The organism is Budvicia aquatica DSM 5075 = ATCC 35567, assembly GCF_000427805.1.
Lineage (GTDB): Bacteria > Pseudomonadota > Gammaproteobacteria > Enterobacterales > Enterobacteriaceae > Budvicia > Budvicia aquatica.
Genome location: NZ_KE386584.1, coordinates 56,187 through 81,646 on the forward strand (window position 1 = coordinate 56,187; position 25,460 = coordinate 81,646).

The following is a 25,460-nucleotide window of genomic DNA, read 5'->3' on the forward strand; positions in this document are numbered from 1 at the left end:
TAAATTCAGGCATGAGTGTTTTTTTGACTACGGCGTTCGGCAAACAGGAAAATCAGGAATGCGGCACCAATCAGGTCAAAGAAGCCCATGGCAACAAACAGTGGCCCAAAGCCGATCGTGTCGGAAACGGCGCCAATAAGCAGAGTAAATAAGAAGCTGGCGATCCATGCCGATGAACCCCGCAGGCCATTCACCGTTGCAACCTGACTCTTATCAAAGTTATTCACCACCAGCGCACTTAACATGCAGGAAATAACCTGATGACCAAACCCCCCCACGGAGATCAGAGCAATGGCGATATAGGGATCTTTGGTGATCGCCACAAAGGCCAGCGATATCATCATAAAAGCGCCGGTAACCGAGCTGGCGATCACCGAGTTAATCTGACCGAAACCAAATATTTTGTGATACAGGTTAGTCATGTATCCACTGGCTACGCTGCCGATATCTGCCGCTAAGAAAGGTAGCCAGGCAAACATAGCGATCTGTTTTAGCTCCATTCCGCGCTCATTGGCCAGATATAAAGGAACCCAAAAACTAAATACCGCCCATGCCGGTTCAGCCAAAAAAGCCGGGATGGCGATTCCCCAGAATTTTTTATTTTTGCTTAGAATTCGCAGAGACTTAAAGAAAGGCAGCTTTTCAGTATCCGGCTCATTGTCCTGGCGGATAAAGGCCAGCTCTTTTTTGCTCAGATTCGGGTGATCTTCAGGTGAATGGTAAAACAACCACCACAATACGACCCAAAGCAGTGCTAAGCCACCGGAGAACAAAAATGCCCCCTGCCAGCCAAACGAGATATGAGCAACAACAATGATTGGCGGAGCCAGCATGGCACCAATGGAGAAACCGACGCCGGCCCAACCGGCAGCAACCGGACGCTCTTTTCTCGGGAACCAGTCAGCAATTGTTTTGGCATTCGCTGGCGTTGCGGCAGCTTCAGCGCCGCCCATAAAGAAACGTAGAATCGCCAGTTGCAGCCAGCTACCGGCACCGGCATGCATCATACAAACTATGGCCCAAATACTGGCGCAAATTAAGAAACCTAACTTAAGGCCAATCACATCGATCAACCAGCCACATATTGGCTGAAAAACGGTATAGGCTAACTGGAAAGAGGCGACCACCCACGAGTACTGCTCAGTGGTCATATTAAGACTGGTCTTTAACTCCGGGGCCAAAATACCCAATGAGTTACGGGTAATGTAGTTGACGGTCACGCCAAGTAAAAATAGCGCCAGCATCCACCATCTTAAAGACTTCCATTTTCTGCGGGTAGAAAAGGCTTCTTCGCCCGATTCTTTAACATCAATACTCATCGCACTCTCCATCATCCATTTTGTGGGAAATTTCCCAATACCGGTTCAATTTGGCAGAGTCAGTCAAATGTATCAGGTGTTCTGAATATGAGAAAAACACTAATGAAAAATAAAAATTTTAATAATCATTTGGTTATAATCATACCCACCGAAAAATTTATCTGACCAGTAAGAGAAATTGGTTTACCAAATAAACATAGCGATAAAAGAATCCTGGCTACAACGGCTTTATTTGCAATAATTCTCATGGAGTGACTAAAAATCATTCACATTGATCAAATAAACCTTATATTGATGCAATCACTGGCCATGAGAATTTTTTCATTTGCTAATTTGAAGGAGATCACAAAATGAACGGAAAGCTAAAAATTCGTGAAATATCAGACTCGACTGGCCTTTCGATCAGTACCGTTTCCAGAGTATTGGCCGGTAAGTCCAATACCAGCGATAAAGCCAAAAGCTTGGTGATGAATTACGCAAAATCCCAAGGAATTCTGAGTGATATTTACGGTGGAAGGCTGTTGCTCAACCACCTGACAATCTTTGCGCCGCCCAGAGCGTTTGATATCCGCACCGACGTCTTTTATCACAAAGTGATTCAGGGTGTCGTTCAGGCATTAGAAAAACGTGAAGTTCACATTCGTTATTGCGGCATTGAGGAAAATAACAGCGATACGTCGCTGTTTCTGGAAAGAATTACCGATCCGATGACCGAAGCCGCGCTGATTATTGGTATTGATGACCCTCATATTCACACTCTGGCCGCCGATTTAAAAAAGCCCTGCGTATTAATCAACTGCTACGATAAAAGTATGCAGCTAGACTGCGTTGCTCCGGATCATCGCCTTATTGGTGAATTTTCAGCGAACTACTTAATCAGGCAGGGGCATCGAAAAATACTGACGCTAATCTGCCCGAGAAGAATCACTATGGAACGGCGGCTAAGTGGTATTAAATCGGCCTATATTGATAACAATATCGAATTTATTGAGCCCCTGCACTTGGTTACCACATCGGGTTTCAGCACCGCTGAATCAGAACTGGCGATCGGTCAATACTTCAGCCAAACCGCGCCTGAAGACTACCCGACAGCCATTTTGGCCGGAGGGGAATTTATGTCAGCCGGCGCTATCAATGCGCTAAAAAACATGGGGATGTCGGTGCCCGCAGATATCTCAGTCATGAGCATGGACGGCTTTAGTATTAGCGCTATCCATGGTATTGAACTCACTTCTCTTCAGGTTCCGTGCAGTGAGTTGGGGGAAGAAGCCATTAACCTATTACAGCAACGAATTCTCCGGCCGGAGTCCTCGTACCGAACTCAGTTATTACAGGGGAAACTGGCAGTTAAAGAGTCGGTAAAACCGGCCAGCGCTTATAAAAATAATACGGCGATAGACCACCGGCTATATGACTGATTAAACCGGCTTAGGTCTCAAATAGTAAAATAGTGATTAGCAACTATAATTAAGCCATGGTCAAAATAATTCGAGTAGTGCCGATGAGCTTACTCAGCTAAGTGATTCGGATGAGGGAACGCAGCCAACAAAAATGCGGCTTGAAGTATGGCGGATATATGAGCACTTATCCGACCGGATAATCAGCAGAGACCAACGGAGGACAGAATGAATCTACATTTTTTCCGCGCCCACGTGCTGGGAATGGCCATAACCTCTATACCGGTGATTACAGAGGCGACGACGTCTAGTGAAGTTGCTGCGAAAGCGCCTAAAGAAAACGGCCAGATCGGTAGCAAAAAAGCCACTGCTAACAAAAGGCATTGATAGACCTGAAGCGAGTATTAACGCTTTAACTTCTGACCGTTGAGCAAAGGAATCGACGCCCCAAGGTCAACGGTGAAGTGATAACCAAAACATATCATATCCTGTCAAAAATAATGATTAACCTAGAGGCTCAAACCGTTTAGCTTTTTGGCGTCACCGTTAACGTATAGGTTCCGCTATAGTTACCCAAAGGATAGGTTTCGGTTCGCTGAGCAGATATAAAGCGAATATAGATCCCTTCATCGGTAGCGGGTATCTCTGTCACCGTAGCGTATACCTTAGCTTCGGCATTGAATCCGGTACTACTCATAGGCTTCGTCGGGCTACTGTACCAGGTAGAGCCTATCGGCATAATAAAGTTATTCGGGTCACCTACCTTCTTCAACCCGGTCGAACCTTCCAGCTTTAGGTTCACCATATTGGCATTACCAATAAAATGGAAAGACTTGGTCATCCCTACCATATAACTGTTTTTATCTTCCAGCTTCACCTGAACGTTACCTTCGGTAACGTCGGCGTTATGGTCATAAATAACGCGCACGCTGGACGCTATTTCAGCGGTAACATCGATGGATGTTCTCACCGAAACCACGGCAAGAGCCTGTTGGGAAGCCAACAGCACGTATACAAGTCCGAACGTCACTATCAATTTATTCATTATTTTTTCCCTGTAAATGTTCTGACTATTCGCTAAAGGCTCGGAGTCACTACCGCAGTAAAGGTATCTGAAAAGTGGGTTCCGCCTTTTAGCCCCACCAGATCCTTTCCGCGAATAGTAAAATTAATTTCTAATAGCTGCGCCGACCCTGAAGTGCTTCCCAGGGTATAGGTCAGTACGTCACCATAGCCGACCGTCCGCTTATCCACGCTGATGCCGTAAGGAATAAATTTTTCAGGCTGTTCAAGGGAATACATACGGAAGTCTCGGTTTGGCGCCCCTTTCATTGATTCAAAAGTCACATTAAACGGCAACACCGTCGCCGGCGAATCAGAAATACGCCGTACGTTAAGCACCGCCGTTTTTATGGTGTCCTGATTAATGGCGACGGTGCTAAAACGTGCCGCGTCAGCCTTTAAAAAGCTTGCATCAATCAGCGCCGGGTCGCTTCTTAAGGTTCGGGCAAAAGAGAGATAAACATTACTGGCTTTCGCCACTCCGTCGTTACCCGTCAGGCGAACATTGCCCAGTAAAATGCGTTGACCTGCAAACTGGCTAAGATCGGTGTTTTTTTGTAATACGATCTCGGTTCCATCGCCGGACTGACTATCGCCCAGCGCAAAGCCCACCACGCTATCCCCTGACGAAGACACATAATTGATGGTGCTGCCACACTGATAGTTTTTCTCATAGCGATAAGGGCGCTGACTGAACATGGCAATGGGAATTCGCACACCTTGCAGAACGCCAGAACCGGTAAGATAACGCCCTGAACATAGACCTTGCCCGGCACTTTGTACTATACCGCTAAGCTTTTCACCGTCAGACAGCGTAGAGACAAAGTATGACGGTCCCAGCGATCCTGCGCCGCCATCGCGAGTCACGATAGTGCTATAACGGCCGGGAGCGTTCTTCTCAACGTTAATAATCAGATCGCCGCTCCCCTGAGTAACCGCAGCCAGTAGCGGATGACATACCAGGCTAAGCCCGGCATAAAATAAGCACAATCCGATCCGACGAATAGGAAAACGGTGAATACACGCTGATTTCATTGATTACTCCTTGAGTGCACAGGCAACGTAGCGATACTTCTTGCCGTCGAGTTCAAAAGAGAGCTCATTTCTGGCTTTGACCTTACGTATATGAACCGGATAAACATTGATATCTTCCGATTTAACGCCGTCGATGGTGACGTTGCGCATCTCGCTGCGGCTATTACCCTGAGATTCCAACTGATAATTTCCGCCGCTGCAGTTAACCTTTAAATCTTGGGTCAGAGTACCGTTTGGCATATAACGCACTAAAACGTCATAACCAATAGCAAAGCGAACCTTGCCTGGGTCGACGGCATCTTCAGGATAGGTAGGACGAACCCGCAGGCGATAGACCTGCTCTTTCTCCACCGGTTTCATGGTCATAATGCGGATTTTCTTTTGTGAACCATAAGGAATCATCACTTTAGTTGGCGAGAACAGTAAGGTCGGTTCCGCCTTTCCTAGCTCTTTCTCAAGATCCTCTTTTGACTCCCCCGGATTCTTAATCATAAACAGATCCAGAGAGACGAACTCATACTGCTCCTTATCACTGGAAGCAGGAAATGAGGACTTAATGGTGATGTAGTTATCCCGCGGAGTGTCAATTTTTATCTGTTTAATAATAGGAATAACTTCTACCGCCGGAGCCATAAAAGAAACGCTGGCCAATGAAATTATCCCCATGAGAATAAAAGGTTTTTTACTATTAAATATGCTCACACTCGACTCCATTAAGTTGAATAACGCCCTGCAGACTCTTGGTCTTACTTTGATCTATTTGGCAAACAAACTGCTGTTCACCTTCACGGACTTTTAACTGTTCCAGCTTTTCATCTGAATTCATCAGGAAGTCACCGACAAAAAAACCTGATTCATCTGAGATGCCATTGCTGCCAATGACTCTGGCATTAGCCAGTGGCCTGCCGGCGTAATAAATTCGCCCGGTTACCGTTTGGTTCTTCACTGCATTTAACGTCACTTTGTACGACTGCCCCGGCAATACATGGGTTGATTCACTCTTAGCCGTCACGTTATAGAAGCTGTTCTCACTGCCGGTATAGACCTGCTCCGCGCTGGGGTCCACCTGGGTATAGGGCCGTACGCTGATGGTCGTCACTTTACCGCCCGGTACAATCACCGAACCGCTGTTAGCGTTACGCACTTCAAAATGTTCATCTGCCGGTAACTTGCTGGCATCAACCACCAGTGCGCTCTGGTCGGTAATAGCGCCGTAAGCCATGGTGCCATCGCCGATAGCAAAACCGCTGCGCTGAGTGACATATGACTGACGGTAGTTATTGTCATTAAAGGTTTGGCTGGTACCGAATGAGGTGTAACCAAAACGGTTATTTACCGTCAGGCTGCCGCTGGCATTTTTATTGACGCCGACTTCGTCTGAAGCAGAGAGATTGAGGTTATAACGACCGCCTCGATCGAACTCCGGGTTATTGACCGTCATGGCATAATCGGCGCTATAGATACCATCATCCCCTTCCTGGTCGGAATTACGCGCCTTCAGATATAGCGACTGATAATGGTTATAACGGCTATCGGTAAAGCCGAGGGTAAGCTGGGTGTAGATCTTATGGTCGCGATTCTCTTGTGCATCATCGTATACATCTTTACCGGTGTGGTAACCGGCATCGATACGCAGACTAATATCACTTGCCAACTGAAAGTCGCGGTTAAATAGAATATCCAGCGTGTTCTGTCTGCCTTTGTTCTGACGACCACCGGTACTAAATGAGGTACTTCGGCTATAGTCGATGCCGAAACCGACTTGATACGGCAAATAGGTACGCATACTTAGCTGCAGATATTCATTGTCATAAGCGGGAATAATTCCATACCGGCCATAGTCAGAATCGTCCCCGCTAAATACTGAATTACGGTAGGTGACGTTCAGGCTGGTACTGTCATAACTTTTAACCCCGGCGACGCTATAGCCATAAGAACCTGATTTTCCGTAAATCCCGTCGGTATAAATACGCTCCAGAAACATGGAATTAACCGGCATATCAATACTGGCATTAGCAAAGGTCAGGCCGTTATCACTCATCACCCCGGAGCCCAAAGAAATGGCATTTTCCGTGGTATATGAAGTAGCTGCGCTGGCAAAGTTATTATTTTTAATATCATTGAGCTTGCTGTCTTTTTGGCAGTTACTGCACTGATTAATCGTATCATTCAGCATGCCGTCGTACTTTCCCATCTGGACCAGATACTCGATCTTACCGGCACTGAAGTCCCCATAACGTTTGAAGAAAGGCTGAGTTCTACGCTCTTCACTGCCGTTATTCAGTTTAGAAACGATGGTGATATCGTAGCCCCCGGCAGGCCAGCGTTCGGTATTCACCGGCTGTAGTCCGCCCGACAGCTGTTGCATATCAAGCAATCTTCCCGCCCGATATATTTCAACGGTACCCGCAGTGGGCATATAGATATTCACCGGCGATGAAGCGCCGCCCGCACGATCGCGATAATAGTCAGACAGATAGCCCAACGAAACGCCGTCAAAGTTAACCGAGTTCATAAAGCTATAAGACATGGAAGGCGTACTTGAAGTCACGTTGCCGGTAATATTCTGTCGCCCGAACTTGTAGCGGGTACGTTCATCTTCCAGATAGAGTGCCGCCTCATCAAAGACCGCGCTAGAATCTTTAGAGACGCTTAATGAAGAGTTAAGGTAGCTATTACCGGTTAAACTCAACGTATCGTTAGACATCAGGTTAAAGTTAGAACCGTAGCTGTCGTCAAAATAGTTCAGATTCTGGCTATGTACAAAACCGGGACGGTGTTGGTAGTTAATAATATTATCGCTCTTATCCCCCCCTGATTTCATTGCCAAATAGGATTTTGGAAAAATCAGTATGACCTTGGCTTCATTTTCATTGATATAGGCGGTGATGTTTTCCTGAGGAAATCCCAGCTTATTCACCCGTGGAATTGGCTTCGCTAACGCTGAATTCAACTGACTAATAGTCACCGTTAAATTTGGCACAACGCCGGATGAAATCCGGCCAGCAACCACAGAGGGCTCCTTTAACGTTACGTTGCCCATATTATAGGTAATGGCGTAGGTCCCGATATTGACATCGGCGACCACCAAATCAAGAATACCGGTTAATTCCGAATTAAAAACTTCATCAAACCCCGGAGGTAAGGAGACTGGTGCAGAATAAACCGCAGGAATGGCCGTTACCGGAGATATAATAAGACCAAAGCTAATTAAGCGGGTTAAAATATATCTGCTATCCATATTATTTCCATATCATTATTATTTTATATCCCGGAAATAGCCGGTTTTATAATATTGGCGTGACAACCATCGTGAACTTACCGGTGTAATATCCAACGGCGTAATCGTCAGCCCGGTTTTTTGATTCAAATGTCACTTTTAATCCATTATTACTATTTCCATCACTTAAACGGTTTAATACCGGCACAACTAAATCCCGATCGGCGCTGGTTTGCTGGGCATTAAAAGTAAAGTAGCCATTTAGCGGAATAGCCCCACCGCCGGAGTTTATCGAGGTTAATTCAAAGGGTAAGGATTCCATCACTACGTTTGCTTTAGCGACGTTTCCTACTAAATAAAAATTATCTGACGTATTAGCAAATTTCTGGCTTACGGAATTCACCGTTAACGGAAAGTTTAATTCTCCGGAAGTAATATCAACGCCTTTATAATAAATAACTATTTTAGCCGGAGCCTCAGCGCCCACATCCACCTCAATACTCGTTCCCCGCCCAGCAGAAAAAACGCTAAAGTGAATTCCTAATAATATAAATAGAGAGGATTTAATTATATTCATTCGGTTATATAACAGGTTGGCTCTCACCAACCTGTACTCTAATTTCATTATATGAGTATTAATATATTCAAAATTATTGAAGCCGTAGCATCAATGACTGTGAAATATTATGGTCCTACGGTCACGTTTGCATATACGATGCCGCCGTAAGCGCCTTCGGTATATGAGTTATACGCAGCGGTAGACTCAAATAAGAAAGCCACTTCTTTCTCGGCGTGTGTGCCAACCGGGGCTAAAGTGTAGTTCTTAGTTTCGCCAGAATTGGTAAAGGTTTTCTTAGCGGCACCGGCTTCAATAGTTGAAACTTTGTAGGTCATCCGATTTAACTGGCCGCCGCTGGTGCTGTTCAGAGTGAATGCACTACCGGTAGCAACATTGCTATCATCTAAAGTTAACTTAACTGCGGTATCAGAAGAGCTGTTGCTCCATAAACGCAGAGACTTTAGATTTTGAGTATCAGCAGACATAGAGGTTTGGCTGTCTGCATGTCCGCTTCCATTCGGTGTTAATCGCACGTCTAGCTCAGTAACCGGGTTACCGTCTGGATCGGTGATTAATACGCTGTCAGGAACCTGAGCAGATACGTTGAAACGGGTATCGTAGTTCGCCGGAGTGGTAGCCAGTACTGCGGTAGAAAAAGCCATTCCTGCGACTACAAGTGCTAACTGTTTAATTTTCATATTGATTTATGCCTATTAAATGATATATAGATTAAAACTAGATGTTTCACATTTATGTAAAGTGTTTAGCTTTACTTTAATGACTCACTCCCGAATAACAGAAGCAAGTCATTAAAGCGCAGCACTTTATTTCACTATTTAACGGCAACCACAAAAAAAACCGAAAACAGAGAAAAACTACAATGCAAAATTAATTACCAATGGAGGGGAATGAATGTAAAAGGACGTTTAACCTTCAGAAGAGAAAATCCTTTTTAATACTATCCTTCCGATAAACATAATAGTTATTCACTGCTTATTTATGTAATTATTAGTTCTCAATTCATCTCAGTAATAAAAAATACATCTATCACCATCGTTAAATAGCCTGATTAAAATCAACCACTGCCTACATCTCTGTACTTAGATATAAGTGATTATCATAAATAAATAGGCTTCTTGATTATTCTTATTAGTTCTTACTACTTAATAAAATGAATGGCCGTAAACTCAGACAATAAGGGCCACTCCATTAGGAGCGGCCCTTATTGTTAATGATCATGCGCGACTAACTGATTAGCTGATGATCAAAATCTCTTCAGCGTGTTATGTCCAACTTCTTCAAATACTGCACGACGAAGATCGTCCTCTAGTTCATTAACATTGGTTGAGATATAGAAATTATTGTCACCAACGCATAGCTTCCAATCCACGGTCGGCGTATAGCCAATCCCGACAAAGGCTATCTTACCCACAGAGTATCTGGTACTCATTACCCGTTTGATTTTCTCACACATACCTCTTTCAATCAGGGTTGGCGTAATAATTTCATTCACCGTATCCTGCCCGTCAGAGACAATCACCAAAACGCGTTTAGCGGCAGTGCTTTTACCCAGTAACTGAGCGGCACGCAGTATACCGGAGGAAACAAAAGTATTTCCCCCGGCGGGCATAGCATTAATAGAAAGTAGTTCGTTATAGTTGGCAGTCAGCCCCGTTTCCAAAGACATTGGACTCGCCTTCAGACACGCCCAATCGGAACCATATGGTTGATAACTTATCTGAGATAAAGGGACATTTATCTCGCTATCCGACTCGTTAGGAATGGAGTTAATGGTCTTTTCATAATCGACATTATTGTGTAAATTTTTAATAATATCAGTAGATAAAGCGGTAACTTTAGTTCTGGTAGACAGCGCTATTCGACAGTTACTCCCACGATGCATTCCCCAATCAAAGGGAACAAACCCGACTTTATTACCCTGATTATAAGAGTACAGTTCAGTAGAGAGTTTCAGCACGATACGCTTTAGCTCTTGAATTCGGCTACTACCGCCACTTAACCTCTCATTCATCGAGTTTGAAAAGTCAGTCGCAAATACGACATCGATATTTGAACGGTATTTACGTGCCGCCCCGTTGTCCCCTACGCTAACCGTGGGTTTAAAGCTGGGAAAGAAAGAGGAAGAAAACCATGAAGTATGAGAAGTCTGAGCGCTGACCCGGTACTCAACATACTGGACGTTTTCATTAACCGAGACCACATCACTAACGTTAATAACCGGCCTGGAAACACTTTTTTCATTACGCATATAGCGGCGAAAATATTCACTCGCTAAAAAATTATTGCGATTAATAGCTGCAATAGTTCGATTGCCATTATCTTCAGCCGACAGGGCCAATGCCGCCTGCTCCATGGCATCAGATAGCCGAGCTTTTTCCATCACATAGCGCGAGCCCTCAAAGCCAAATGCGGCCATGCCCAGTAGAAATGAGCCTAGTATTACAAACATAATTGCAATAGCCCCTTTCTGATCCTGTGAAAAACGCCGTATATTAGCCACCAGGCGAGTTATTAACCTGCTCCTATGGCCAGAATTCTGATTGTCTATCCCTTTGTTGTGCATTCTCTTATCCCACTTGCTTGGTACAACCCTTGTTTGTGGATAGCCTTATCTCCCTGAAAACAGATTAAATACGGTAATCCGCCCGGTCGATACTTGGCTACCCACTCTCCAGTACTGTCGAAGCTATAATCCACGGCTCCGTTAAATGCCCGACCGTTTGGGTTAACGTCAATCACGGTAACCTTAAGCTGCGAGCTCAACGTAGCGCTGTAATAAAGCGTCTGATTAATATCGATAACCAACGATTGTTGCTTTACGTCAGCTGAGTCAATAAACACCATGGCACTTAAGCTCTTTGCGGTCTTCGTCGCTACAGCCTGAATGCTGAACAAGGTCAGGCTGAAAAATATAACGATGGCGATCGGCTTTTTCACGCTATCTGACGACCACAATGGCAAAGGATTTCTGCTGAGTCTTATCGTCACCGCCACTGGTTATTCGGGTAAACCAGCTACTCGTTGGTAGACATATCGTCACCTGATACAGAGGAACCCAACGCCCGTAGCTTCCCTTAGGGGAAAGATCCTGCATATTATTCAACGTAGTAAACGGCGCGCAGGTTTGCGGACCGCTCCTAAAGCTGTTGTAGCGCGAAACCACCCGATCGTTGGTACCGCTGGTTAGCTTTGGCTCAACAAAATGCAGCTCTTCTATCGTCATCGACAGCTTGCTCAAATCAGCGCCGCTTTCCATATCCTGCAGTACCTTCTTAGCCAACAGCGCTACGGTATCGACCTGATTTTGATTCAAGTATTCATCGCTACGATAAAGCTGGGTCCGTTCCCGGATGGCGCCAGCCATTGAGTAAGTCACCCGATCGAGCTTGCCGATCGTGGCCTGCTGTACCACTAAATCGACCAGAAACGCGGTAAAAAAAGTCAGCGCTAAACCAATCAGTGCAAACTCAATGGCTATTGACCCTCGTTCATTAGTCAACAAAGGCTGAACGTTCGTATTCTTGAACAAAAATCACCTCCCTATTTAATAATGTACCTGCCCATATCCCTGGAAACGGAAAGAACATCGGGTGGTAATGGTATTTCAACTGGTAGCGGGCCAGTGGGCTATCGGCCGACGTCCCGCTATAGTTATTACTTAACAAGTCATTGATATTATTTGCAAAGTTAATCTGAACGCTAACCGCATCCTCTGAAGTTAAAAATTGCCATAATCGGCCGCTGTCGTCAGTCAGGCGCGCCTTAAATCGGCGTTGATATACCGCTGAATTCGGCTGTTTGGCATTTTTGGCCTCTTTAGCGGCTTCAGTTACGGCCAGGTCGATAACTGCCGACATATAAGACAAACGGGCAATTTCAGCGACGAACATCACCATAATAAAGAAGCCAAAAAAGACCATCGCAAACTCAATACTTGCGCCACCCTCCCGCCGGTGCCAAAAACGACTTAATCGGGCCATAATCATCCGTTGTCCCTGCCTTTGCTGTTGCTGATGTTATTAACCTGATTTAGCGCTTCAATAATACCGTCCGGGTTATCAGAGAGTTTTTCAGACTCAATAATGTCCCGGGCATATCGGGTATCCCCGACTTTAACCAAAGAGAAAACCAGATTGTGTAATAGGCGATCGCCTTTGCGACCACGCAAATACTGAGGAAGAAGTAAGCGCACCGAGTCGTCATAGCGGTTATCAATAATTGCGATCATCGCCAGATTATTAATGGCAACATCATCGGCAATAAACAGTTCGCGGGAGCGTTCAATAGCCGCTTTGCCATCGGTTAAGCGACCGCTTTCAGCCAGTGCTACACCTTTAAGATTATAAGCATCGCTACTTTCTGGGCTGCGCTGTAGCAACATCTCGGCCGTACGTATCGCTTTGTCATACTCTTTGAGTGCAATCAGATTCTTTATCTGTAGCAAATAAATAGTGTCATCCGGCTTTTCCATCAGGGGCTGTAGGTAATAAAGCGAGGATTTACTGTCACCGACTAAGTAGTAATAGTTGGCCAGTTTATAGCGAATTTTGGGGTCTTCTTTTTGCTTGAGCCAGCCGCGATAAAGATCGATAAGTCCATTGTAATTTTTAGCGCTGAGTAAAATATCTTCTTTATAGCTAAGGGATTTATCATCCATGCTTTGCATGTTATTGCAGCCACTCAACATAAATGAAAACGCCAACGCCAGTGAAACAGGAACCAGTTTAGACATTAGATAAAATCCTTAATAAGCCCGGTGCGGCAATTAATATAACTATCGGGAACATGACAAAAAGAATGAGGGGGATGCTCATCTTTGCCGACAGGTTGCCCACTTTTTCTTCCGTGGAAAGCAGTTGGAGATCGCGAATATCTTTAGAGAGGTCCATAAGTTGTTCATATACTGAAGTACCGAAATAGACGCTCTGCTGCAAAGCGGTGCAGAACATTTTTATCTCCAGCGTTGGTAAGGTGTAATAGAGCTCTTTTAATGCACTTTCCAGCCCTTTGACTTCGGCCCGGCGAATGACCCGGTCCAGCGTTTTAGACAAATCCGGATTAATATCGCCAAAGTGATCTGCCACATATCTCAGCGAACTTTCAATGGTCATTCCCGCCTGAATACACACCGCAACCAGATCGATAAAGTAAGGAATATCGTTCATCATGGTGCGGGTTTTGGCGTTAATCATATATTTGCGGATCATGGCCGGCAGAACGATCACCGCCACAAGAACCAGCACCAAAATAGTGGCACCAACCTCCAACGATAAAGAGGCCACACCAACCAGATTAAGCAAAAACAGCATCGCCCCGACGCAGCTGATAATCACCAGCTTGTAGTTGACGTTCTTATCCAACTGAGTGAATAAGTTGATCGCCTGGCTGTTGCTCTCAATTAATACCTCATACTCCGCAACCGGCGTACGCTTAACCTGAGGTTCAATGTCCTCATTCTCAATCACGCGTTTAACCTGATGAAAATGTTTGCGCTCGCGCACCTGAATCAGTAAGAACGTGATACCGCCAATAATCAGCACCAGATAGTAGATAATCGCCATCAGGTTGCCCTCTTAACCAAAATCCAGATAATGCCCAGCCCTAACCCTTCACTGATCAGGACGTAATAAAGAATTAATCGCCCGGTAGGATCGTTAATGATGTAATCAAAATTCTCCGGGCTCATAAATTTCATGCCAATAAAGAACAGCAGCGGAATAGCCGCCACAATTTTGGCCGACATGCGGGCTTCAGACGTCATCGCCAGCTTTTTACGTTCCATCGCTTTACTACTGGCCAGCACGCGGGAAAGGCGAGCCATCAGTACGCGCAGTTGACCGCCGCGCTGAATACTCACCAACATCACGATGATAAAAAAATAGAACTCTTTATATTTAAAGCGCTGATAGGCATCAGAGAATACGACTTCGGCATCTTCACCAAGGTTGAGCCTGCGCCCGATAAGATGAAACTCTGCCCCCAATGGTCCTGAAACATCTTTGCCACAGCGCTCGAGCGCGTGGTGAATACTGCTGCCGGAAGAGACCGCAGCGTTAACCACCGAGAGAATCTCCGGAAAGCTGCTATCAAACAGTTTTCGGTTAGCAATCCGCCCGAAGCGAATTAATCCGCCAAAAATAAGCACGGTGGTCAGCATAATAACCACAGGCCAGTTAAAGCGGGTCCAGTAGGCATTAACGAACATAGTTCCGGTAAAAATTACGAACATAATTGTCGAATTCCGGATAACTTTTTCGTTGTTGTAGCCCCGAAAATACTGCATCCACTCGTTAAAAAATCGACTTAACCACAGGCTAATACTGCCTCGTATATGCTGTTCATTCTTAACCGCATTGTATGAATCACACTGTTTCCGCCAGCTATAGCTGTTAATGATCAGCAGCAGGACGCCGGCGATAATCACCACCAGATAAATCATCATAAAATCATTCCAAACATCTGCTTTAGCTCGTCACCCAAATCGAACATATAAGCGTTGTTCATAATAGTGGAACGCATTAATAGACCGTGATTGATAAACTCACCGTCAACAAAACCTTCTGCGGTTTTGGTCTGTTTTGCCTGAAAGGTGAAGATGTCCTGTAACACCACGTTATCCCCTTCAATTCCCATTATTTCGGTGATATTCATGATTTTTCTTGAGCCGTCGTTCATGCGGGAGACCTGAACAATCAGATTGACTGCCGAAGCTATATTGCGGCGTATCGCAGTAATCGGCATGCTCATGCCTGACATCATCACCATACTTTCTAGCCGGGCGACGGCATCTCTCGGGGAGTTGGCGTGCAGCGTGGACATCGACCCGTCATGGCCGGTATTCATCGCCTGCAGCATTTCAAACGTTTCTTCGCCGCGACACTCACCGATAATAATGCGGTCCGGGCGCATACGCAGCGAGTTGATGACCAGATCGCGCATGGTGATTTGGCCGGTGTTCTCAACCCCGGCCAGCCGTGTTTCTAAACGCACAACGTGGGGCTGCATCAGCCTAAGTTCGGCAGCATCTTCCAGCGTGAGGATGCGTTCATTCTCACCAATATAGTGAGATAACGCATTAAGCAGGGTGGTTTTTCCTGAACCGGTTCCGCCGGAGATAATGATATTTACCCGACAGCGGGCTGCGATAATTAACAGGTTGGCCATATCGCTGCTCATGGTTCCAAATTCAACCAGATCCGCCAACATTTTGTTATTTTTACTGAACTTACGAATTGAAATCGACGTTCCTTCCAGCGCAATCGGCGGAATAACGACGTTAAGACGACTTCCGTCGGGCAGTCGGGAATCAACCAACGGGCGGCCTTCGTCAATACGGCGACCGACCCGCAATACCAGGCGCTTAGCGATATCGGTTAATTGGCTATTATCGATAAAACGTTTGTTGGTTTTTTCCAATAGCCCAAAGCGTTCAACAAAAATCGATTCAGGGCCATTAACCAAAATATCACTGACGGTATCGTCTTCGATAAACTCTCGCAGAGGTCCAAAACCGAGAATTTCATCGGCAATATTCTCCACCATCTGACGCTGCTGATAGGCGTTAATGTAGAGGCTTTTAGCCTCTATCACCGTCTCAACGTTTTTATTCAGCTCGGCGATCATCGAATCTCGCTCAAGAACCAGATGTTCAATTTTTTCAATTTCGATACTCTTGAGCGTCTCTTCACGGATCAGTGCTTGAGTTTCAATATCAAGTTCCATCTAGCTCTCTCCTATTTAGACCAAAGCTGGCGCAGATGCAGCAGCATCGATGCATTGGGCTTATTGTTTTTCACTTCTTCAATACCAAGTACGTAACGGGTCAGCTTATCCAGTGGATTTTTACGCCCCTTTCGCCAAAAGTCGGAAGCAACGGCCTTGGCGCCAATCTTCTTCATATAAGGCAAAGAAATATCGACCGGCTGCCCCAGTAGCGTTTCCAAATCCACCAAAGAAATACGCGACTCCATCGCTGGGCGGCTTTCATTCAGGCAGATATACAGACGCCTTGACGAACGCTTACTGCTACGCTGTACACGCTCAAACTCGTCCAAAAACTTACGCGCGGTACGCACTGAAGAGGTGCTGTGATCAATCATCAGGATCCCGCACTGCGTATGTTCTGCCAGCGCATTTAGCCGCTCTTTATCAAAGCTCTGGATCGATTGGTCATAGACAATAAAGTTATACTTGGTAAACATCTGCTGCGATAAATCAGGTATCTCCGGCGAAAGTTCCTGTCTTAAGTCGATATGTTCGTTATAAGGAACCGAGTCCTGATTCAGCTTTTTCCCCAGCAGCAGATCGATATCATGAGAGCCGTTTCCTCCCTGCATCAACAGCAGGGGCAGCGGTTTCAAAGCGGCAATCGCCCGAGAAAGCTGATAGCTGAGTAGCGTGGTGCCAATACCGCCTTTACAGCCAAATACGTTGATATTAATCGCTCTGCGTCGCTCTTCACGCACCAGGCCACCGGCAACCCGGTCAACGAGTTCTCCCACCTGAAAAGTCGAATAGAAGTAGGAAATCCCGTGTTCCATAAAATTTTGCGCTACCGCAATAGAGTCAAGATCGCCAACAACCGCACATCCACAATCGCGAGGAATTTGGCTATAGATCTTCGAAATAACTCGAGGAACATCATTGCAATGGGCAATATCAATCACCACTGCGCTAACAGATTCAGGAAGCGTAATTTTGTCAGCGTTAATGAAATCAATAGACAGTTCTTCAACCGGAGAGACACCGGCCATACGAATTCTTTGGCAAATATCCTGACGTAATGCATGACGGGATGAGATCACCAGCGTACTTTTATCAGCGTGATTCTTATTTTTCCGGACCTCATCCTTCTGTAAAAATAACAACATGACTTCTGTCCTTAAAAAATAAAATCCATCGGGTTAACCAAGCTTCGGCGCAGAGAGTTATTCAGCGCACACCCGAGATCGTCGGTTTCCCGATAGCGATAGTTTTGAGTGTTGTAATTACAGCGCTGTGGCCTTAAGCGAACGGTTTCGATATTCACCGTTAAGTTTGCCTGTTGATGGTCATCAAAACCGCCGACCACCTGACTGACTTTGATGGTGTAAGGAGCAACACCCTCTTTGATCAGGGACTGCCGAATTTTGGTGGCAATCGCCTTATAATCATTTTTTGACCAGCTAATGGTAATGGTGCTGCCACTACCCGATCCGAGTGCGTGCATCACCTTGCCCATCAAAATTTCCTTATCAATCTCAGCATTGCTACTGAGATCAAATGACTGAACTTCGACTTCAGGCGATGCATAAAAACGGCTGTTGTAGGTCTGGTTCTGAGCCTGAATTCCTGCGGAATAAGCGCTAATTAACAATACAAACATCCATAGGTGTCTCATTTCACAAACCCACCTTTATTGAGAAAATCCATCGCCCGTTTCTGATTACGGCTGTCGCGAAATCCGCTGAAATTGAAAAAGCGCTCGGTCGTACTGGTGTGTACAAAGTCAGGAAAGACGATGTCCCGTGATGAAACCGGCTTAACCAGGTTTACCGTTGCCACCACCACCAATTCGGTGCGATTACGTTCAGTTGAAGCGTTGCGGAAAAAAGCACCTAGAATAGGAATATCACCAACATAGGGCACGCGAGCCAATGACTCTTTTTCTGAGGCATTAATTAATCCGCCTAACAGAAAACTCTCCCCGTCCCCCAGTTCTACAGTTGTACGGGCTCGGCGGGTTTTTAACGCAGGAAATGAATCGCCGGCATCCGTTTTATAGACGTTATCCAAGCTGCTGACTTCTTCGCCCAACATCAGGCGGATGCGTCGGGTATCGCTAACTTTGGCGCCAATATTGAGCTTGATACCAAACTCTTTGTACTGAACGTTGGTACCATTTTGCGAAGTGGTCACGATGGGAATCTCACCGCCAACTAAAAAATCGGCAGTTTCTCCTGATAATACCGAGAGGTTGGGCTCTGCCAGTACTCTGGCAATTGAATCATTACTGATGGCATGAACTAAGTTGCTTAGGGAGTCAGCATCAAACTTAATAAAGTTAAAGGTGCCTGCATTCTGACCGATGGTGCTCCAATCAATACCGACGTTGTCAGTAAAATCTTTAGTTACCTCAACGATAGACAGCTTAACGTTAACCTGATTCGTCAGCGGTAGCCTGAGCTTATTGACGACACCTTTGTACGAAACCTCATTAAGAAAGGACATCGGATTTTCGTTATTACCTCCGCCACTATCGTCCTTATCCTTTACCGTCTTTAAAACTTCCGTTTTATCAGCGCCAACGCCCTCACCGACAATTTGGTAAATACGATCCCGGGCTTCTTCGTTCGGCACCGTACCGATTAACAGATAGGTTTTACCGGCACGCTGAATACTGACGTTACTGTCAGGAAATTCTGCCCTTATGATTTTATCAACGGTCCCTAACAGGTTATTGACCACCAGTGAAACCTGAACGATCTGGCGGCCGCTCTGATCAAATACGGAAAAGTCTGCACGTCCTTCTTTGCGGCCATACAGCACTAAGCTGTTATCATTAACTAACTCATAATCAGCAATATCCGCCGAGGAGACAAATACCGTATCGATAATCTCCTGAGTGTTAATAATTCGCGATTCACCAGGCTCCAGATAAACTTCATAGGCCTGAGCTAAAAATGAAAACAGGAAACCGCCGGTTAACATTGAAAATAGCGCAAATTTTCTAATTTTATGGCTGAACACGGTGTTATCCCCTGATCTCTTTAATGGTGCGTAATTGAGGTAATAGTGAATCTAGCCTGATTTTTCCTGCCTCAGAGCCACCCTTCACCGGCAGCAGTAGCAGCTCACCGGCTTTTTCTACCGTATGTATAAATTCCAGATCGCGGGTTTTTGCCCTTAGTTGGATATAGCCCAGCACTTCGTCGCCACGCAGCTCTTTTTTGATATCAACCTTAGGCATACGCAGGATTGTTAATGGGGAAATTAAGCGACTTAAGACATACTTATCGCTACCACCGGCTGAACTGCTGCCAGATTCAATGCTGACTTCCGACTTCATACGTTTGTCTTTAGATACTTCGAGCATGCGTAAATAGAGGGCAACTTCATCTCCGGGGGATAATGAATCCAGCAGGTAACTATTAGAGATTCGAACAGGAAAGCTGTAGGTCATCTCATCAGTGCCTAAACTGTTTAAAACGTAACCAGGGCTGTCCGGGCTATCCAGCATATCGGCAACAATATAGCTTTCAGCTTTGATCGAGCTTTTCAGTAAATAGCCGCGCAAGGAGCCGCTGTTCAACCCGGAGATATCGAGACTAATTAAATCACTGTTCTCTTCGACGGTAAGTTCGCTAATCTGATAATCCTCCGGCTTGATAATATGGCCGTTAACAAGATCTGTTTTAGCCACCGCCAGTACAATCCTGCGTTTGGAGGGATCCTGAGTAGTGACAGTTGAAGTCCCTGTTGTCGGATTCGGCTCGCTTCCGGCAAACACCAGAATGCCAACCACCCCGACGGCAATAACGATTAGTGAGACAAAAAACATCATTCTATGATTCACTGCGAATAACTCTCCTGATAGTTAAGGTTTATTGATACTGGTTATGGCCTGATTGATAGCCAATAAGGCTAATTAAGTAATAAAACAGGCCAGAAAAAATCCCACGGCAATGGCCGGGCCATAGGGCACGCCCGACTGGCGAATAGATCGACGGAAAAATAGGAAACCAATAAAAACGATAAGCCCGCCCAGCACTGAGATCAGCCATAAAAAAGGCCAAATTTGCTGAGGTGTTAAAGAGAGAGAAAGCGCAGAAATAAGTTTTACGTCTCCTGCACCTAATATATTAAAATTGAATAGAATAAATCCCAAAGTTAAAAAACTTAAGGCTGCTAAAATATTAATAGTATTGTGGTGATAGAGAGCAATAGGAATAGACGTGACAAAAATAGCAACAATAGCTTTATTACTAATAGTTCTGGAACGAATATCAGTATAGGTTATCCATAAAAGCATTATTAGCATTATTAAATAAATGCCATTCATTAAAGTTGTCATTACATTCCTTGTTATGAAAGTTAAAGTGCTTAGAATTTCTAATCTCCAAGCACTTTAATAGAATCCGATGGCCCATAAAATGAGTGTCAGTTCATAAATATAATCTCTGCGCCCCTATAGACAGCATCAGATAATTCTGACAATTAGCTGCCAGCAACAACCGCATTAATTGAAGCTGCAATCTTCTCAAATGCTTTCTTCAGTTCGAACAGGAAGCCACTACCAGAACCATTACCCAGAACAACTGCTAATAGTGATGCTACAGCAACACCGATTAATGCGTATTCGATGGCAGTAATACCGCGTTGATCTTTTAAGAAGCTCTCAATGCGTAAAGAAGCAGCGATATAACCTTTAGTCATCATATTAAACATATCTAATTCCTTTATGAAAAAATACTCACAATCAGTATTGTTGAGTGTATTTATATTTGCCTATTAACTTATTACCCGCCAACTATTAAAGTAGCGAAAATTAAAGTTATCCCTGTAAAGCAAACTGAAAATATAAATCCATTTATCTAACAGACAAAAATTAGCTGAAGAAAAAAATAGTATTTTTCGATTTTCGGTTACCAGAAGATAACGAGACAAATTTAATCACATTCAAGTTTGAGTATTCTATTCTTTCACTCTCAATTAATTTGATACATTCTTAATAAATTACTTTAACTAATATTCTCACCTTATTATCTACATATATGACCGAAGTAAAATATAAATAATCAGGACTGATAGCGTACTTAGCCAGCAGACAGCAACCACCGCGAGTAGCGATACCAGGAAGTTCCATCGCCGATCGGAGAATAGAGTGGCGGGTTTAGGCAACCTCTCATTTTCTCTTTTTTCAGTTATCGCAACAGGCGCGTCTTCGCGATGTTGAATGGGTGGAGTAACCGATTCAGGTTCAGGCTGAGCTGAAGAATGTAATACCTTTTCCGGCGTGGTGTCAGGCTTTTCAGTCGCTATCTTAGTTACCTTCCCTACGTATTGAGCCCCTTTTCTCGGAATAGTTCGAATTAACGTCTCCCTTAAACCCACCTGAGAAAATGCCTTACGCAGTGCATACAGCTGACCATAATAGCTACTCTCACTAATGGCACCGCTTTGTTCTTTCCATACCTGATGAATGAGCTTCTCTTTTTCAGTCACTCCGTTAAGCAATAAGATAAGAAAACGGAGACTGTTTTCAGTCAGCTCGAGAACCGTTCCATCTGCACCGATCAGGCACCGTTCTGAAGGTGAAAACTCTACGTCATTCTCTAACTTAAATCTCATATTCATAGGTCTATATATCCCTTATATGACAAAACCTAAACCATAAAATCACAAAAAAACAACCACTGATATTTAATCATCCCTACCATCAATAACGGTATACTTTGATATATTCAATGAAAATGCAGACTAACTAAAAACGAATAAAAGACAGAAAGACGTGAGGTTTTTGATAAATATAAATCACATTAACTCCCTGTACTAAAACGTACATTACAAATAATTTTGACATAGCGACTTCATATCTGGCATATCGGACTCATGCGTTTCAGTCCATAAATAGTGATATGGATTTATTACATAACTAGTAGCAAGTCTTAATTTTAATATACCGTTAAGAAATAACCTTAGGCAGTCGCTATATAACCAGTTGTGCTGAAATATGTCAAACATTCTTATGTGGCTAATTTTAAATACCTTATTTATTCTTAATTAATCTCAATAGACATTGAAAAACGCCAAATACTGTCAATTAAAAACAAATTTATCAGTCATTGGCAGTTAATATAGAAGAATAGACAATATGGAAAAACAGCCAACTGGCCAAAACTGTAACAAAAACCTTAAATTTCATTAAGATAATTAAAAAACAAATGTTTAGCTAAAAATGTAATCTAAATCAAATAAATAGCCTTTTATGAGTAACTATAGAGGAGAGCCAGAAGAATAATTTGCTAAAAAAAAGGAAAAACCAATCATTTAATGAGTTGTTAAAAGCTTTGTCTTTTCAAAAAAACAAAATAACATACTGGATGAAAACACTTTAAAACCATATTATAAAAATAAATCATCGGTAATAGCATACTATATTAAAATTATTGAATAGTATTAGCCAAGCATAAAAACACGCTTGGGAAACAGTGGATACTTAATACCTAATGAATTCATTAAAACTATTATTAAATATAAAAACAGTGAATGGGATGATAGTAAAAAAGTTATTATAATGGCTTGAGATATGTATTATCAGTAAATATGGATAAATGAGGTTTAAGTAGCATTTCACTTGAGACTCTTAAAGAGTCTCAAGTGAAAAAAAGGAAGTGACAATGATATACACTAATTGATAATTTTAATTCTAACGCGTTCTGCTTTTACCCTTTATTCCACTAGCCCCATTAGCCTTTGCTGTTTTAGGCGAACGCGAAGAAGAAGATGTCCGTTCGCTATGCCCTGCCTTACTATCAGCTTTGGGTCCATTTCTATTGGGTTTAGCCGCTGGCTTACTGCCTTTGCCGGGATCTCGCTGCTGCTCAATATCAGTATGCTTAGTCATTGCCGGGCGGGTATTACGCAAACTACGCTTAGCCGCTCTTTGCTCTTCAATCGTCGGAGCAGGCACTAAGCACTCTCGGCGGCTGCCAATCAGATGTTTTAATCCCATCTCTTCCAGCGCACTACGAATCATCGGCCAGTTAGCCGGATCGTGATAACGCAATAAGGCTTTTTGCAACCGGCGCTGACGATCGCCTTTCGGTATGGCAACCTCTTCACTTTTGTAATCTACCTTCGCCAGTGGATTTTTTCCGGTGTAATACATGGTGGTTGAATTGGCCAAAGGAGACGGATAGAAATTCTGTACCTGATCGAGACGGAATCGATGTTTCTTTAGCCATAGAGCCAGATTAACCATATCTTCATCCTCAGTTCCCGGATGGGCTGAGATAAAATAAGGGATTAAATACTGCTCTTTGCCAGCCTGCTTAGAATAGGTATCAAATAGCTCTTTAAAACGGTCATAGCTGCCCATTCCCGGCTTCATCATTTTTGATAGCGGACCGTTTTCAGTATGTTCCGGGGCTATTTTCAGGTAGCCACCAACGTGGTGAGTTGCCAGTTCCTTAATATACCGAGGATCCTGCACCGCCAGATCGTAACGAACGCCGGAAGCGATCAGAATTTTCTTAATTCCCTTTAAATCCCGGGCCCGACGATAAAGCTTAATGGTTGGCTCGTGGTTAGTATCCATATGCTGACATATTTCAGGATAGACACAGGAAGCCCGTCGGCAGGTCTGCTCGGCACGCGGTGATTGACAGCGCAACATATACATATTGGCCGTTGGTCCGCCAAGATCGGAGATAATGCCGGTAAAACCGGGCACGCTGTCACGAATCTCTTCAATTTCACGAATAATTGAATCTTCTGAACGGCTTTGAATAATTCGCCCTTCATGCTCAGTAATAGAACAGAAAGAGCAACCGCCGTAACAGCCACGCATAATATTAATCGAGAAGCGGATCATCTCGTATGCGGGTAAACGAGAACCTTTATACGCTGGGTGCGGTACCCGCTGGTAAGGCAGCCCAAATACGCTGTCCATCTCTTCCGTAGACAGTGGGATAGCCGGCGGATTGATCCAAATAAACCGATCGCCATGCTTTTGTAATAATGCTCTGGCACAGCCGGGGTTGGTTTCGTGATGCAGAATGCGCGAAGCATGGGCGTACATCACTTTATCAGCCTTTACCTTTTCATAAGACGGCAGTAAAACGTAGGTTTTTTCCCAAGGCTTCGGCTTTGCGGGCTGAACCACAACTTCTTTAGCGACGGGCTGCTTCTCAATCGAGAATTTACTGTTTTCATCTACGCAGGGTAAATCATCACCGTAAGGATGAGGAATAGGATCGATACGCCCCGGTTTATCTAAGCGGGTCGAATCAACGCCCGCCCAGCCCGGTAACGGGCCTTTACGCATCACGGCGGTGTTACGAATATCCTGAATTTCAGCAATGGTTTCGCCATTGGCTAAACGATGGGCCAGCTCCACTAACGGCCGCTCGCCGTTACCGTAAATCAGCATGTCCGCTTTAGAATCAACCAAAACGGAACGGCGAACGGTATCAGACCAGTAATCATAATGGGCAATACGGCGCAGGCTGGCTTCAATACCACCGAGAATCACCGGCACCTCTTTAAATGCTTCTTTACAACGCTGGCTATAAACCAGCGTCGCCCGGTCAGGCCGCTTGCCACCAATATTATCCGGCGTATAGGCATCATCATGACGCATACGCCGATCGGCGGTATAACGGTTAATCATTGAATCCATATTGCCGGCGGTTACGCCAAAAAACAGATTGGGTTTGCCCAGGCGCATAAAGTCATCTTTATTGGTCCAGTCTGGTTGGGCAATAATACCCACGCGAAATCCCTGAGCCTCCAGCATGCGGCCAACGATCGCCATCCCAAAACTTGGGTGGTCAACATATGCATCGCCGGTAACGACAATAATGTCGCAGCTGTCCCAGCCCAGAATATCCATCTCTTCACGAGACATCGGCAGGAAAGGCGCTGTGCCGAAACATTCGGCCCAGTAAGGGGTATAAGAAAACAGATCGCGTTCAGGCTGAATCAGACTAATGCTGGTACTCATAGGAAAACTCATTAACACGTTATTCGGAGGCCGGTCTTCCGGCAGGTCGGGAATTATACAGCTTTATCCACGATGATCACGGATAAATATCCCCAACATTTTTGAAAATATGGTTCGCTAATTAATCGTGCTCAAAACTCCG

At 44.6% G+C, this 25,460-nt stretch carries 25 protein-coding genes; 2 read left to right on the forward strand and 23 right to left on the reverse strand.

Annotation, left to right across the window (positions count from 1 at the left end):
• Window positions 1-5 precede the first annotated feature (5 nt).
• Window positions 6-1,319 (reverse strand): MFS transporter, encoded by a 1,314-nt coding sequence (locus tag YWE_RS0121875; RefSeq protein WP_029096381.1) that lies wholly within the window; start codon window positions 1,317-1,319, stop codon window positions 6-8.
• A 350-nt stretch (window positions 1,320-1,669) separates the two neighbouring features.
• On the opposite strand from YWE_RS0121875, the gene YWE_RS0121880 reads away from it, so the two are divergent.
• Together YWE_RS0121880 and YWE_RS30800 are read left to right on the forward strand one after the other, a co-directional pair.
• Entirely contained in the window at window positions 1,670-2,737 is a 1,068-nt protein-coding gene (locus YWE_RS0121880) for a LacI family DNA-binding transcriptional regulator (protein WP_029096382.1), read from the forward strand.
• A gap of 207 nt (window positions 2,738-2,944) precedes the next feature.
• Window positions 2,945-3,103 (forward strand): hypothetical protein, encoded by a 159-nt coding sequence (locus YWE_RS30800; protein WP_154661457.1) that lies wholly within the window; start codon window positions 2,945-2,947, stop codon window positions 3,101-3,103.
• Window positions 3,104-3,242: 139 nt separating this feature from the next.
• Here the strand turns inward: YWE_RS30800 and YWE_RS0121890 are convergent, their stop codons facing one another.
• The 22 genes from YWE_RS0121890 to YWE_RS0121995 form a co-directional block, all read right to left on the reverse strand.
• Entirely contained in the window at window positions 3,243-3,761 is a 519-nt protein-coding gene (locus YWE_RS0121890; protein ID WP_029096383.1) for a hypothetical protein, read from the reverse strand.
• Window positions 3,762-3,793: 32 nt separating this feature from the next.
• Entirely contained in the window at window positions 3,794-4,813 is a 1,020-nt protein-coding gene (locus tag YWE_RS0121895) for a hypothetical protein (RefSeq protein ID WP_029096384.1), read from the reverse strand.
• A gap of 3 nt (window positions 4,814-4,816) precedes the next feature.
• Window positions 4,817-5,515: a hypothetical protein gene (locus YWE_RS0121900; protein WP_227659978.1), complete on the reverse strand. Its 699-nt coding sequence runs from the start codon at window positions 5,513-5,515 to the stop codon at window positions 4,817-4,819.
• Window positions 5,502-8,054, reverse strand: coding sequence for a TcfC E-set like domain-containing protein (locus YWE_RS0121905; RefSeq protein WP_029096386.1), 2,553 nt, complete (start codon window positions 8,052-8,054; stop codon window positions 5,502-5,504). Before YWE_RS0121905 ends, YWE_RS0121900 begins: the two co-directional genes overlap by 14 nt.
• 46 nt (window positions 8,055-8,100) lie before the next feature.
• Entirely contained in the window at window positions 8,101-8,610 is a 510-nt protein-coding gene (locus YWE_RS0121910) for a hypothetical protein (RefSeq protein ID WP_029096387.1), read from the reverse strand.
• Between the two features lie 107 nt (window positions 8,611-8,717).
• On the reverse strand, window positions 8,718-9,290 hold the full coding sequence (locus YWE_RS0121915; protein WP_029096388.1) for a hypothetical protein: 573 nt from the start codon (window positions 9,288-9,290) through the stop codon (window positions 8,718-8,720).
• 566 nt (window positions 9,291-9,856) lie between these two features.
• Window positions 9,857-11,176: a TadE/TadG family type IV pilus assembly protein gene (locus YWE_RS0121920; protein ID WP_051323508.1), complete on the reverse strand. Its 1,320-nt coding sequence runs from the start codon at window positions 11,174-11,176 to the stop codon at window positions 9,857-9,859.
• A complete protein-coding gene (locus tag YWE_RS28335) occupies window positions 11,158-11,550 on the reverse strand; it encodes a hypothetical protein (RefSeq protein WP_227659979.1) in 393 nt (130 codons plus the stop codon). Before YWE_RS28335 ends, YWE_RS0121920 begins: the two co-directional genes overlap by 19 nt.
• Window position 11,551: 1 nt before the next feature.
• On the reverse strand, window positions 11,552-12,142 hold the full coding sequence (gene tadF / locus YWE_RS0121930) for a tight adherence pilus pseudopilin TadF (protein WP_029096390.1): 591 nt from the start codon (window positions 12,140-12,142) through the stop codon (window positions 11,552-11,554).
• The gene (locus YWE_RS0121935) at window positions 12,105-12,593 is read right to left on the reverse strand and encodes a TadE/TadG family type IV pilus assembly protein (RefSeq protein WP_029096391.1); all 489 of its coding nucleotides are present in this window, start codon (window positions 12,591-12,593) and stop codon (window positions 12,105-12,107) included. The genes tadF and YWE_RS0121935 overlap by 38 nt, the downstream gene beginning before the upstream one ends.
• A gap of 2 nt (window positions 12,594-12,595) precedes the next feature.
• Window positions 12,596-13,345, reverse strand: a complete 750-nt coding sequence (locus tag YWE_RS0121940; RefSeq protein ID WP_029096392.1) for a tetratricopeptide repeat protein — start codon at window positions 13,343-13,345, stop codon at window positions 12,596-12,598.
• Window positions 13,338-14,174, reverse strand: a complete 837-nt coding sequence (locus tag YWE_RS0121945) for a type II secretion system F family protein (protein WP_029096393.1) — start codon at window positions 14,172-14,174, stop codon at window positions 13,338-13,340. The genes YWE_RS0121940 and YWE_RS0121945 overlap by 8 nt, the downstream gene beginning before the upstream one ends.
• The gene (locus YWE_RS0121950; RefSeq protein WP_227659980.1) at window positions 14,174-15,055 is read right to left on the reverse strand and encodes a type II secretion system F family protein; all 882 of its coding nucleotides are present in this window, start codon (window positions 15,053-15,055) and stop codon (window positions 14,174-14,176) included. The genes YWE_RS0121945 and YWE_RS0121950 overlap by 1 nt, the downstream gene beginning before the upstream one ends.
• A complete protein-coding gene (locus YWE_RS0121955; RefSeq protein WP_029096395.1) occupies window positions 15,052-16,335 on the reverse strand; it encodes a TadA family conjugal transfer-associated ATPase in 1,284 nt (427 codons plus the stop codon). Before YWE_RS0121955 ends, YWE_RS0121950 begins: the two co-directional genes overlap by 4 nt.
• A gap of 11 nt (window positions 16,336-16,346) precedes the next feature.
• Window positions 16,347-17,483 carry a CpaE/TadZ family protein gene (locus YWE_RS0121960; protein WP_029096396.1) on the reverse strand — a complete coding sequence of 379 codons (1,137 nt, stop codon included), beginning with the start codon at window positions 17,481-17,483 and terminating at the stop codon, window positions 16,347-16,349.
• Window positions 17,484-17,494: 11 nt separating this feature from the next.
• Complete coding sequence (locus tag YWE_RS0121965) at window positions 17,495-17,992, reverse strand: CpaD family pilus assembly lipoprotein (protein WP_127526501.1); 498 nt, start codon at window positions 17,990-17,992, stop codon at window positions 17,495-17,497.
• Window positions 17,989-19,302, reverse strand: coding sequence for a type II and III secretion system protein family protein (locus YWE_RS0121970; protein ID WP_084167169.1), 1,314 nt, complete (start codon window positions 19,300-19,302; stop codon window positions 17,989-17,991). Before YWE_RS0121970 ends, YWE_RS0121965 begins: the two co-directional genes overlap by 4 nt.
• A 43-nt stretch (window positions 19,303-19,345) precedes the next feature.
• Window positions 19,346-20,167 (reverse strand): hypothetical protein, encoded by an 822-nt coding sequence (locus YWE_RS0121975; protein WP_127526502.1) that lies wholly within the window; start codon window positions 20,165-20,167, stop codon window positions 19,346-19,348.
• A 72-nt stretch (window positions 20,168-20,239) separates the two neighbouring features.
• Window positions 20,240-20,665: an A24 family peptidase gene (locus YWE_RS0121980; RefSeq protein ID WP_029096400.1), complete on the reverse strand. Its 426-nt coding sequence runs from the start codon at window positions 20,663-20,665 to the stop codon at window positions 20,240-20,242.
• Between the two features lie 143 nt (window positions 20,666-20,808).
• Complete coding sequence (locus YWE_RS0121985; protein ID WP_211231050.1) at window positions 20,809-21,039, reverse strand: Flp family type IVb pilin; 231 nt, start codon at window positions 21,037-21,039, stop codon at window positions 20,809-20,811.
• Between the two features lie 318 nt (window positions 21,040-21,357).
• Window positions 21,358-21,948: a winged helix-turn-helix domain-containing protein gene (locus YWE_RS0121990; protein ID WP_029096402.1), complete on the reverse strand. Its 591-nt coding sequence runs from the start codon at window positions 21,946-21,948 to the stop codon at window positions 21,358-21,360.
• A 1,072-nt stretch (window positions 21,949-23,020) separates the two neighbouring features.
• Entirely contained in the window at window positions 23,021-25,330 is a 2,310-nt protein-coding gene (locus YWE_RS0121995; RefSeq protein ID WP_304363441.1) for a YgiQ family radical SAM protein, read from the reverse strand.
• Between the last annotated feature and the right edge of the window lie 130 nt (window positions 25,331-25,460).